At 50.0% G+C, this 10508-nt stretch carries 23 protein-coding genes and 1 pseudogene; all 24 read left to right on the top strand.

What is annotated here, in order from left to right; translation table 11 throughout:
• A pseudogene (locus ACGS9J_RS26665) lies at positions 1–73 on the top strand (EF-Tu/IF-2/RF-3 family GTPase); the annotation flags it as partial.
• Between the two features lie 131 nt (positions 74–204).
• Positions 205–399 (top strand): bacterioferritin-associated ferredoxin, encoded by a 195-nt coding sequence (gene bfd, locus ACGS9J_RS26660; protein WP_013814795.1) that lies wholly within the window; start codon positions 205–207, stop codon positions 397–399.
• A 74-nt stretch (positions 400–473) separates the two neighbouring features.
• Positions 474–938 carry a bacterioferritin gene (gene bfr / locus ACGS9J_RS26655; protein ID WP_442233558.1) on the top strand — a complete coding sequence of 155 codons (465 nt, stop codon included), beginning with the start codon at positions 474–476 and terminating at the stop codon, positions 936–938.
• A gap of 404 nt (positions 939–1342) precedes the next feature.
• A complete protein-coding gene (gene rpsJ, locus ACGS9J_RS26650; RefSeq protein ID WP_001181005.1) occupies positions 1343–1654 on the top strand; it encodes a 30S ribosomal protein S10 in 312 nt (103 codons plus the stop codon).
• A 32-nt stretch (positions 1655–1686) separates the two neighbouring features.
• On the top strand, positions 1687–2316 hold the full coding sequence (rplC, locus tag ACGS9J_RS26645; protein ID WP_044554946.1) for a 50S ribosomal protein L3: 630 nt from the start codon (positions 1687–1689) through the stop codon (positions 2314–2316).
• 10 nt (positions 2317–2326) lie between these two features.
• Positions 2327–2932: a 50S ribosomal protein L4 gene (gene rplD, locus ACGS9J_RS26640; RefSeq protein WP_012147223.1), complete on the top strand. Its 606-nt coding sequence runs from the start codon at positions 2327–2329 to the stop codon at positions 2930–2932.
• Entirely contained in the window at positions 2929–3231 is a 303-nt protein-coding gene (rplW, locus tag ACGS9J_RS26635; protein ID WP_012147222.1) for a 50S ribosomal protein L23, read from the top strand. Before rplD ends, rplW begins: the two co-directional genes overlap by 4 nt.
• Before the next feature lie 18 nt (positions 3232–3249).
• Entirely contained in the window at positions 3250–4074 is an 825-nt protein-coding gene (gene rplB, locus ACGS9J_RS26630; RefSeq protein WP_442233557.1) for a 50S ribosomal protein L2, read from the top strand.
• 14 nt (positions 4075–4088) lie between these two features.
• Positions 4089–4367 (top strand): 30S ribosomal protein S19, encoded by a 279-nt coding sequence (gene rpsS / locus ACGS9J_RS26625; RefSeq protein ID WP_004929772.1) that lies wholly within the window; start codon positions 4089–4091, stop codon positions 4365–4367.
• A 14-nt stretch (positions 4368–4381) separates the two neighbouring features.
• Positions 4382–4714 (top strand): 50S ribosomal protein L22, encoded by a 333-nt coding sequence (rplV, locus tag ACGS9J_RS26620; RefSeq protein WP_004391423.1) that lies wholly within the window; start codon positions 4382–4384, stop codon positions 4712–4714.
• A gap of 17 nt (positions 4715–4731) precedes the next feature.
• A complete protein-coding gene (rpsC, locus tag ACGS9J_RS26615) occupies positions 4732–5430 on the top strand; it encodes a 30S ribosomal protein S3 (RefSeq protein ID WP_004951172.1) in 699 nt (232 codons plus the stop codon).
• 12 nt (positions 5431–5442) lie between these two features.
• The gene (gene rplP / locus ACGS9J_RS26610; RefSeq protein WP_004951171.1) at positions 5443–5853 is read left to right on the top strand and encodes a 50S ribosomal protein L16; all 411 of its coding nucleotides are present in this window, start codon (positions 5443–5445) and stop codon (positions 5851–5853) included.
• Positions 5853–6044 carry a 50S ribosomal protein L29 gene (rpmC, locus tag ACGS9J_RS26605; protein ID WP_004951169.1) on the top strand — a complete coding sequence of 64 codons (192 nt, stop codon included), beginning with the start codon at positions 5853–5855 and terminating at the stop codon, positions 6042–6044. Before rplP ends, rpmC begins: the two co-directional genes overlap by 1 nt.
• Positions 6045–6299, top strand: coding sequence for a 30S ribosomal protein S17 (gene rpsQ, locus ACGS9J_RS26600; protein ID WP_012147219.1), 255 nt, complete (start codon positions 6045–6047; stop codon positions 6297–6299).
• 165 nt (positions 6300–6464) lie between these two features.
• Positions 6465–6836, top strand: a complete 372-nt coding sequence (rplN, locus tag ACGS9J_RS26595) for a 50S ribosomal protein L14 (RefSeq protein ID WP_004951161.1) — start codon at positions 6465–6467, stop codon at positions 6834–6836.
• 10 nt (positions 6837–6846) lie between these two features.
• Entirely contained in the window at positions 6847–7161 is a 315-nt protein-coding gene (gene rplX / locus ACGS9J_RS26590; RefSeq protein WP_004951158.1) for a 50S ribosomal protein L24, read from the top strand.
• A gap of 14 nt (positions 7162–7175) precedes the next feature.
• Positions 7176–7715 carry a 50S ribosomal protein L5 gene (gene rplE / locus ACGS9J_RS26585; RefSeq protein ID WP_004951155.1) on the top strand — a complete coding sequence of 180 codons (540 nt, stop codon included), beginning with the start codon at positions 7176–7178 and terminating at the stop codon, positions 7713–7715.
• A gap of 13 nt (positions 7716–7728) precedes the next feature.
• Positions 7729–8034 (top strand): 30S ribosomal protein S14, encoded by a 306-nt coding sequence (rpsN, locus tag ACGS9J_RS26580; protein ID WP_012147218.1) that lies wholly within the window; start codon positions 7729–7731, stop codon positions 8032–8034.
• Between the two features lie 30 nt (positions 8035–8064).
• The gene (gene rpsH / locus ACGS9J_RS26575) at positions 8065–8457 is read left to right on the top strand and encodes a 30S ribosomal protein S8 (protein ID WP_004951149.1); all 393 of its coding nucleotides are present in this window, start codon (positions 8065–8067) and stop codon (positions 8455–8457) included.
• 14 nt (positions 8458–8471) lie between these two features.
• The gene (gene rplF / locus ACGS9J_RS26570; RefSeq protein WP_012147217.1) at positions 8472–9005 is read left to right on the top strand and encodes a 50S ribosomal protein L6; all 534 of its coding nucleotides are present in this window, start codon (positions 8472–8474) and stop codon (positions 9003–9005) included.
• A 9-nt stretch (positions 9006–9014) separates the two neighbouring features.
• Positions 9015–9368 carry a 50S ribosomal protein L18 gene (gene rplR / locus ACGS9J_RS26565; RefSeq protein WP_037425856.1) on the top strand — a complete coding sequence of 118 codons (354 nt, stop codon included), beginning with the start codon at positions 9015–9017 and terminating at the stop codon, positions 9366–9368.
• Between the two features lie 14 nt (positions 9369–9382).
• Positions 9383–9886 (top strand): 30S ribosomal protein S5, encoded by a 504-nt coding sequence (gene rpsE / locus ACGS9J_RS26560; protein ID WP_004951140.1) that lies wholly within the window; start codon positions 9383–9385, stop codon positions 9884–9886.
• Between the two features lie 2 nt (positions 9887–9888).
• On the top strand, positions 9889–10068 hold the full coding sequence (rpmD, locus tag ACGS9J_RS26555; protein WP_002213339.1) for a 50S ribosomal protein L30: 180 nt from the start codon (positions 9889–9891) through the stop codon (positions 10066–10068).
• A 3-nt stretch (positions 10069–10071) separates the two neighbouring features.
• A complete protein-coding gene (gene rplO, locus ACGS9J_RS26550) occupies positions 10072–10506 on the top strand; it encodes a 50S ribosomal protein L15 (RefSeq protein WP_020837232.1) in 435 nt (144 codons plus the stop codon).
• Positions 10507–10508 lie beyond the last annotated feature (2 nt).

Below are 10508 nucleotides of genomic sequence, written 5' to 3'. Positions count from 1 at the left end.
CGGCCTGCGTTTCGCAATCCGTGAAGGCGGCCGTACTGTTGGCGCTGGTGTTGTTGCCAAAGTTATCGCTTAATCGCGAATAATTTTTCGACACAAAAGAGGGCACTTCGGTGCCCTTTTTTTATGCAATTCGGTTAAATCTTAATTGAAATAAAAAGCATTCCTATTTAGACTTACAGTATTGGTTAAGAAGTGAGTCTCTCTATGTACGTATGTCTGTGTAATGCCGTGACTGACAAAGCGATCCGTAAGGCCGTGCGTCAGCACAACCCGCATACCATGAAACAACTGCGTGAACTTGTGCCGATTGGTACCGATTGCGGAAAGTGCATTCGTCAGGCAAGACAGATTATGGTGGAGGAAAGCGGAACCATTATCCCAATGCATGAAGTTGCCTAACTAAAGGTAAGGTTATTTTTTGACTCTTGGCTTACAGCTTCTACACTTTTAGAACTGGCCAGGAGGAATTACCTATGAAAGGCGATAAAAAGATCATTGCTCACCTCAACAAACTGCTCGGTAACGAGCTGGTTGCCATCAATCAATATTTCCTGCACGCCCGAATGTTCAAAAACTGGGGACTAACACGCCTCAATGACAAGGAATACCACGAGTCGATCGATGAGATGAAACATGCCGATCGTTACATCGAACGTATTCTGTTTCTGGAGGGCCTGCCGAATTTGCAGGATCTCGGCAAGCTGAATATTGGCGAAGATATCGAAGAAATGCTGCGTTCTGACCTGGCCCTGGAATTGGACGGCGCCAAGAACCTGCGAGAGGCTATCACCTATGCCGATTCCATCCATGATTATGTCAGCCGTGATTTGATGATAGAGATCCTGGCCGATGAAGAAGAACATATCGACTGGCTGGAAACCGAATTGGATTTGATCGCGCGCCTGGGTATCCAGAACTACGCACAAGCGCAGTTATAAGAAGAACACCTCCGTTTTCACATTTAGCAACGACGCTCCTCCGCCGGCATGAGTTTACTCCGGCAGGGCAGGGGAGCCATTGCATCGCTTCATTCGCTTTCTTCTCTTTTTGCATATACCCCTCATCGTTTTCCCCGGTTCACCACACTCCTGCAAAAAATGTCGATATCCTGAGCATATTTCCATCTGTGTCTTGCTTCTCGCTCCGTTTTGCGTATAATGCGCGGGCTTACCTAATCTTGGTAAGCCTGATTTTAGCGAATCAGTCGATAGGCAGGACTTTCTGCCCTTCGAACAATACTCCCGATATGGGGGTTATATGTTGACGATTACACTCCCCCATCAATCGAAATGGGTGTGAGGAGTAATTATTTACGTTTATAAATAATTGGAGCTCTGGTCTCATGCAGAACCAAAGAATCCGTATCCGCCTGAAAGCGTTTGATCATCGTCTTATCGATCAATCAACCGCGGAAATCGTCGAGACTGCAAAGCGCACTGGTGCGCAAGTCCGTGGTCCGATCCCGCTGCCAACTCGCAAAGAGCGCTTTACCGTTCTGATCTCTCCGCACGTTAACAAAGACGCGCGTGATCAGTACGAGATTCGCACTCACAAGCGTCTGGTTGACATCGTTGAGCCAACCGAGAAAACCGTTGATGCTCTGATGCGTCTGGATCTGGCTGCCGGTGTAGACGTGCAGATCAGCCTGGGTTAATCAGGTCATTGAGCGATTGAGAGGTTGAAACAATGATTGGTTTAGTCGGTAAAAAAGTGGGCATGACTCGTATCTTCACTGAAGATGGCGTTTCTATCCCAGTAACCGTGATTGAAATTGAAGCGAACCGCGTGACTCAGGTTAAAGACCTGGCTAACGATGGGTACCGTGCCGTTCAGGTTACCACTGGTAGCAAAAAAGCTAACCGTGTGACCAAACCGGAAGCGGGCCATTTCGCTAAAGCTGGCGTTGAAGCTGGCCGTGGTCTGTGGGAATTCCGCCTTGCAGAAGGTGAAGAGTTCACTGCAGGTCAAAACATCAGCGTAGAAATCTTCGCTGAAGTTAAAAAAGTCGATGTTACCGGTACTTCTAAAGGTAAAGGTTTTGCTGGCACTGTAAAGCGCTGGAACTTCCGTACCCAAGACGCTACCCACGGTAACTCCTTGTCTCACCGCGTTCCGGGTTCTATCGGTCAGAACCAGACTCCGGGCAAAGTGTTCAAAGGCAAGAAAATGGCTGGCCACCTGGGTGACGAGCGTGTAACCGTTCAAAGCCTGGACGTAGTACGTGTTGACGCTGAGCGCAACCTGCTGCTGGTTAAGGGTGCTGTACCGGGCGCAACCGGTGGCAACCTGATCGTTAAACCAGCTGTGAAGGCGTAAGGGGATAGCAATGGAATTAGTATTGAAAGACGCGCAAAGCGCGCTGACTGTTTCCGAAACTACCTTCGGTCGTGATTTCAACGAAGCGCTGGTACACCAGGTTGTTGTTGCTTATGCAGCAGGTGCCCGTCAAGGTACCCGTGCTCAGAAGACCCGCGCTGAAGTGACTGGTTCCGGTAAAAAACCGTGGCGCCAGAAAGGCACCGGCCGTGCGCGTTCAGGTTCTGTAAAGAGCCCGATCTGGCGTTCAGGTGGCGTGACCTTCGCTGCGAAGCCACAGGACCACAGTCAGAAAGTAAACAAAAAGATGTACCGCGGCGCGCTGAAAAGCATCCTGTCCGAACTGGTACGTCAAGATCGTCTGATCATTGTCGAGAAGTTCTCTGTAGAAGCGCCTAAAACTAAGCTGCTGGCACAGAAACTGAAAGATATGGCTCTGGAAGATGTGCTGATCGTGACCGGTGAACTGGATGAGAATCTGTTCCTGGCTGCTCGCAACCTGTACAAGGTTGACGTGCGCGATGTAGCAGGTATCGACCCGGTTAGCCTGATCGCCTTCGACAAAGTGGTTATGACTGCTGATGCTGTGAAGCAAGTTGAGGAGATGCTGGCATGATCCGTGAAGAACGTCTGCTGAAAGTGCTGCGTGCACCGCACGTATCTGAAAAAGCATCCGCTGCGATGGAAAAAACTAACACCATCGTTCTCAAAGTTGCCAAAGACGCGACCAAAGCAGAAATTAAAGCTGCAGTGCAGAAACTGTTTGAAGTCGAAGTCGAAGACGTTAACACCCTGGTAGTTAAAGGGAAAGTGAAGCGTCACGGTCAGCGTGTTGGTCGTCGTAGCGACTGGAAAAAAGCTTACGTCACCCTGAAAGAAGGCCAGAATCTGGACTTCATCGGCGGCGCAGAGTAAGTCGGAGGAGTAAGAACAATGGCAATTGTTAAATGTAAACCTACATCTCCGGGTCGTCGCCACGTTGTTAAAGTGGTTAACCCTGAGCTGCACAAGGGTAAACCTTATGCCCCGCTGCTTGAGAAACTGAGCAAAAGCGGTGGTCGTAACAACAATGGCCGTATCACCACCCGTCATATCGGTGGTGGCCACAAGCAACATTATCGTCTGGTTGACTTCAAACGCAACAAAGACGGTGTGGCTGCAGTGGTTGAGCGTCTGGAGTACGATCCGAACCGTTCCGCGAACATCGCGCTGGTTCTGTACAAAGACGGCGAACGCCGTTACATCCTGGCGCCGAAAGGCCTGAAAGCTGGTGACCAGATCCAATCTGGCGTTGATGCTGCAATCAAGGTGGGTAACACCCTGCCAATGCGCAACATCCCAGTGGGTTCAACGGTTCACAACGTAGAAATGAAACCAGGTAAAGGCGGCCAGATGGCTCGTTCTGCTGGTGCCTACGTTCAGATCGTTGCACGTGATGGTTCCTACGTAACTCTGCGTCTGCGCTCAGGCGAAATGCGTAAAGTTCCAGTTGATTGCCGCGCCACCTTAGGTGAAGTCGGTAACGCTGAACATATGCTTCGCGTTCTGGGTAAAGCAGGTGCTGCACGTTGGCGTGGTGTTCGTCCTACCGTTCGCGGTACGGCGATGAACCCGGTCGATCACCCGCACGGTGGTGGTGAGGGTAAAAACTTTGGTAAACACCCAGTAACACCATGGGGCGTTCAGACCAAAGGTAAGAAAACCCGTAGCAACAAGCGTACCGATAAGTTCATCGTACGTCGCCGTAGCAAAAAATAATTAGAGGATAAGCCATGCCACGTTCTCTCAAGAAAGGTCCTTTTATTGACCTGCACTTGCTGAAGAAGGTAGAGAAAGCGGTGGAAAGCGGTGACAAGAAGCCTTTGCGCACTTGGTCCCGTCGTTCAACGATCTTTCCTAACATGATCGGTTTGACCATCGCTGTCCATAATGGTCGTCAGCACGTACCAGTGTTCGTTTCCGATGAAATGGTCGGTCACAAACTGGGTGAATTCGCGCCGACTCGCACTTATCGCGGCCATGCGGCTGATAAAAAAGCTAAAAAGCGCTAAGGTAGGAGGAAGAGATGGAAACTATCGCTAAACATCGCCACGCTCGTTCTTCTGCACAGAAGGTCCGCCTTGTTGCAGACCTGATCCGCGGTAAGAAAGTGTCGCAAGCTCTGGAAACTCTGGCCTACACCAACAAGAAAGCTGCTGGTCTGGTTAAGAAAGTGCTGGAGTCTGCCATTGCTAACGCAGAACACAACGATGGCGCTGACATCGATGATCTGAAAGTCACGAAAATCTTCGTAGACGAAGGCCCAAGCATGAAGCGCATTATGCCGCGTGCAAAAGGTCGTGCAGATCGCATCCTGAAGCGCACCAGCCACATTACTGTGGTTGTGTCCGATCGCTGAGACTCTGGAGACTAGCAATGGGTCAGAAAGTACATCCTAATGGTATTCGCCTGGGTATTGTCAAACCTTGGAACTCTACTTGGTATGCGAATACCAAAGAATTCGCTGACAACCTGGACAGCGACTTTAAAGTTCGTCAATTCCTGATTAAGGAACTGGCGAAAGCTTCCGTTTCTCGCATCGTTATCGAGCGTCCTGCGAAGAGCATCCGTGTGACTATTCACACTGCTCGTCCAGGCATCGTTATCGGCAAGAAAGGTGAAGATGTCGAAAAACTGCGTAAGGTCGTAGCGGATATCGCTGGCGTTCCTGCGCAAATTAACATCGCCGAAGTCCGTAAACCGGAACTTGACGCTAAATTGGTTGCTGACAGCATCACTTCACAGCTGGAACGTCGCGTTATGTTCCGTCGTGCTATGAAGCGTGCTGTACAGAACGCAATGCGTCTTGGCGCTAAAGGTATCAAAGTTGAAGTAAGCGGCCGTCTTGGCGGTGCTGAAATCGCGCGTACCGAATGGTACCGTGAAGGTCGTGTTCCGTTGCACACACTGCGTGCGGATATCGATTACAACACATCTGAAGCGCACACCACTTATGGTGTAATCGGCGTTAAGGTATGGATCTTCAAAGGTGAGATCCTGGGTGGTATGGCTGCAGTTGAACAACCGGAACCGGCTGCTCAACCTAAAAAGCAGCAGCGTAAAGGCCGCAAGTAAGGAGAGTCGCTGATGTTACAACCAAAGCGTACAAAATTCCGTAAGATGCACAAAGGCCGCAACCGTGGTCTGGCGCAGGGTACGGATGTTAGCTTCGGCACTTTCGGTCTGAAAGCTGTTGGCCGTGGCCGTCTGACTGCTCGTCAAATCGAAGCAGCTCGTCGTGCAATGACTCGTGCAGTTAAGCGTCAAGGTAAAATTTGGATCCGTGTATTCCCGGACAAACCAATTACCGAGAAGCCGCTCGAAGTGCGTATGGGTAAAGGTAAGGGTAACGTGGAGTATTGGGTTGCCCTGATCCAACCTGGGAAAGTCCTGTACGAAATGGACGGTGTACCAGAAGAGGTCGCCCGTGAGGCATTCAAGCTGGCTGCAGCTAAATTGCCGATCAAAACCACCTTTGTAACTAAGACGGTGATGTAATGAAAGCACAAGAGCTGCGTGAAAAAAGCGTTGAAGAGCTGAACACTGAGCTGCTCAACCTGCTGCGTGAGCAATTTAACTTGCGCATGCAGGCGGCAAGTGGCCAGCTGCAACAAACTCACCTGTTGAAACAAGTGCGTCGTAATGTCGCACGCGTTAAGACTTTACTGACTGAAAAGGCGGGTGTGTAAATGACTGATATTAACCGTACTCTGCAGGGTCGTGTTATTAGTGACAAAATGGAGAAATCCATGGTTGTTGCTATCGAGCGCACGGTGAAGCACCCGATCTACGGGAAATTCATCAAGCGTACGACCAAGCTGCACGTACATGACGAGAACAACGAATGTGGTATCGGCGACGTGGTAGAAATCCGCGAATGCCGTCCACTGTCTAAGACTAAGTCTTGGACGTTGGTTCGCGTTGTAGAGAAAGCGATTCTGTAATAGAGTAGCTGGCTCTAACTTATAAACGGCTCAGAAAATGAGCCGTTTATTTTTTCTACCCATACTCTGGAAGCGGTGTTATAATGCTGCGCCCTCAGTTATGGGGCTTTTCAACGATCTAGTAATAGGTCCTAAAGTTGTAGTTGACATTAGCGGAGCACTAACATGATCCAAGAACAGACTATGCTGACCGTGGCCGACAACTCCGGTGCACGTCGCGTAATGTGTATCAAGGTTCTAGGTGGCTCGCACCGTCGCTACGCAGGCATTGGCGATGTCATCAAAATTACCATCAAGGAAGCAATTCCTCGCGGTAAGGTGAAGAAAGGCGATGTGCTGAAGGCGGTAGTGGTGCGCACCAAGAAGGGTGTACGTCGCCCGGACGGTTCTGTCATTCGCTTCGATGGTAATGCATGCGTTATTTTAAACAATAACAGCGAGCAACCTATCGGTACGCGTATTTTTGGGCCGGTAACTCGTGAACTGCGTAATGAGAAGTTCATGAAAATTATCTCTCTGGCACCAGAAGTACTCTAAGGAGCGAAACATGGCAGCGAAAATCCGTCGTGATGACGAAATTATCGTGCTTACCGGGAAAGACAAAGGTAAACGCGGTAAAGTAAAAAATGTCCTGTCTGCTGGTAAGGTCATTGTTGAAGGTATCAACCTGGTCAAGAAACATCAGAAGCCGGTTCCGGCCCTGAACCAACCAGGTGGCATTGTTGAAAAAGAAGCTGCAATTCAGGTTTCTAACATTGCTCTCTTCAACGCGGCTACCGGTAAGGCTGACCGTGTAGGCTTTAGATTCGAAGACGGGAAAAAAGTCCGTTTCTTCAAATCTAACAGCGAAACTATCAAGTAACTTGGAGTAATACGATGGCGAAACTGCATGATTACTACAAAGACGAGGTAGTCAAACAACTGATGTCTCAGTTTGATTACAACTCTGTCATGCAAGTCCCTCGGGTCGAGAAGATCACCCTGAATATGGGTGTTGGTGAAGCGATCGCTGACAAGAAACTGCTGGATAATGCAGCAGCGGATCTGGCAGCAATCTCCGGTCAAAAGCCGTTCATCACCAAAGCACGCAAATCTGTTGCAGGCTTCAAAATCCGCCAGGGCTATCCGATCGGCTGTAAAGTAACTCTGCGTGGCGAACGCATGTGGGAGTTCTTTGAGCGACTGATTTCCATTGCTGTTCCACGTATCCGTGACTTCCGTGGCTTGTCCGCTAAGTCATTCGATGGCCGTGGTAACTACAGCATGGGTGTGCGTGAGCAAATCATCTTCCCAGAAATCGACTACGACAAAGTCGACCGCGTTCGTGGTTTGGATATTACCATTACCACTACTGCGAAATCTGATGATGAAGGCCGCGCGCTGTTGGCTGCTTTTAACTTCCCGTTCCGTAAGTAAGGCAGGGTTACTGATGGCTAAGCAATCAATGAAAGCACGCGAAGTCGTTCGCGTGAAACTGGCTGAAAAGTACCGCGCTAAACGCGAGGAACTGAAGGCTATCATTTCTGGTGTGAACTCTTCCGACGAAGATCGTTGGGATGCTGTTCTCAAGCTGCAAACTCTGCCGCGTGATTCCAGCCCGTCTCGTCAGCGCAAACGCTGCCGCCAAACTGGCCGTCCACATGGTTATGTGGGCAAATTCGGGTTGAGCCGTATCAAGTTACGTGAAGCCGCTATGCGCGGTGAAGTACCAGGCTTGAAAAAGGCTAGCTGGTAATTACCAATTGAATCACGGGAGTAAAGACAGATGAGCATGCAAGATCCGATCGCGGATATGCTGACCCGTATCCGTAACGGTCAAGCCGCGAACAAAGTTGCGGTCACCATGCCTTCCTCCAAGCTGAAAGTGGCAATTGCCAACCTGCTGAAGGAAGAAGGTTTTATTGAAGATTTCAAAATCGAAGGCGACACCAAGCCTGTACTGGAACTGGTACTGAAGTACTTCCAGGGCAAGGCAGTGGTAGAAAGCATTCAGCGAATCAGCCGTCCAGGTCTGCGTATCTACAAGAAAAAAGATGCGCTGCCAAAAGTTATGGCTGGTTTGGGTATTGCTGTTATTTCTACCTCTAAAGGTGTTATGACCGATCGTGCAGCTCGCCAAGCAGGTCTTGGTGGCGAGATTATCTGCTACGTAGCTTAATTCGGGAGGAAAGAATGTCTCGTGTTGCAAAAGCACCCGTCGTCATTCCTGCCGGCGTAGAGGTAAAACTCAACGGTCAGGTTATTTCGATTAAGGGTAAGAACGGCGAGCTGACTCGTACTGTCCACAACGCCGTTGAAGTGAAGCAAGAAGCTAACGCACTGACTTTCGCTCCGCGCGAAGGTTTTGCTAACGCCTGGGCCCAAGCGGGTACCACGCGCGCTCTGCTGAACGCAATGGTAGTTGGTGTTACCGAAGGCTTCACCAAGAAGCTTCAACTGGTAGGTGTTGGTTATCGTGCTGCTGTTAAAGGCAACGTGGTGAATTTAGCCTTAGGCTTCTCTCACCCGGTCGATCACCAGCTGCCAGCAGGTATTACTGCTGAATGCCCAAGCCAAACTGAAATCGTGCTGAAAGGCGCTGATAAACAAGTTATTGGCCAGGTTGCTGCAGATCTGCGTGCCTACCGCCGTCCTGAGCCTTACAAAGGCAAGGGTGTCCGTTACGCCGACGAAGTCGTGCGTACCAAAGAGGCTAAGAAGAAGTAAGGTAACACTATGGATAAGAAATCTGCTCGTATCCGTCGTGCGACCCGCGCACGCCGTAAGATCAAAGAACTGGGTGCAACCCGCCTGGTGGTACATCGTACCCCGCGTCACATTTACGCACAGGTAATTGCTCCAAATGGTTCTGAAGTACTGGTAGCCGCTTCTACTGTAGAAAAAGCTATCACAGAGCAATTGAAGTATTCCGGTAACAAAGACGCAGCAGCAGCCGTAGGTAAAGCACTGGCTGAGCGCGCGTTGGAAAAAGGGATCTCTAAAGTTTCCTTCGACCGTTCCGGTTTCCAATATCATGGTCGAGTCCAGGCACTGGCAGATGCTGCCCGTGAAGCTGGCCTTCAGTTCTAAGGAAGAGGTTTAAGATGGCTCACATCGAAAAACAAGCTGGCGAACTGCAGGAAAAGCTGATCGCGGTAAACCGCGTATCTAAAACCGTAAAAGGTGGCCGTATTTTCAGCTTTACCGCACTGACAGTAGTTGGTGATGGTAACGGTCGCGTTGGTTTTGGCTACGGCAAAGCACGCGAAGTTCCGGCAGCGATCCAGAAAGCGATGGAAAAAGCCCGTCGCGCTATGATTAATGTTGCTTTGAATAGCGGTACTCTGCAGCACCCTGTTAAAGGTGCTCATACGGGTTCCCGTGTGTTCATGCAACCAGCTTCCGAAGGTACCGGTATCATCGCCGGTGGTGCAATGCGCGCCGTCCTGGAAGTTGCAGGGGTTCATAACGTATTAGCTAAAGCATATGGTTCTACTAACCCGATCAACGTGGTTCGTGCAACTATTGCTGCTTTGGAAGATATGAAATCCCCAGAAATGGTCGCTGCTAAGCGTGGTAAGTCCGTCGAAGAAATTCTAGGGAAATAACCATGGCAAAGACTATTAAAGTAACTCAAACAAAAAGCAGCATCGGCCGTTTGCCAAAGCACAAGGCAACCCTGATCGGTTTAGGTCTGCGTCGTATTGGTCATACTGTAGAGCGTGAGGATACTCCTGCTGTACGTGGTATGGTCAACTTGGTTTCCTACATGGTTAAGGTTGAGGAGTAACAGATGCGTTTAAATACTCTGTCTCCGGCTGAAGGTGCCAAGCATGCGCCTAAGCGTGTAGGTCGTGGTATTGGTTCTGGCCTGGGTAAAACCGCTGGTCGTGGTCACAAAGGTCAGAACTCACGTTCTGGCGGTGGCGTACGTCGTGGTTTTGAAGGTGGTCAGATGCCTTTATATCGTCGTTTGCCGAAATTCGGCTTCACCTCTCGCAAAGCTATGATCACGGCAGAAGTTCGTCTGTCTGAACTGGCTCTTGTTGAAGGCGACGTAATCGACCTGAACACGCTGAAAGCCGCTAACGTTGTTGGTACCCAGATCGAATTCGCGAAAGTTATGCTTTCAGGCGAAATCGCTCGTCCGGTTACCCTGCGTGGTCTGCGTGTCACCAAAGGCGCTCGTGCTGCTATCGAAGCTGCTGGCGGTAAAATTGAGGAATAAGT

The organism is Serratia quinivorans (assembly GCF_052113645.1).
GTDB classification, from domain to species: Bacteria; Pseudomonadota; Gammaproteobacteria; order Enterobacterales; family Enterobacteriaceae; genus Serratia; species Serratia quinivorans_B.
This window is presented reverse-complemented; position numbering and strand designations above follow the sequence as displayed.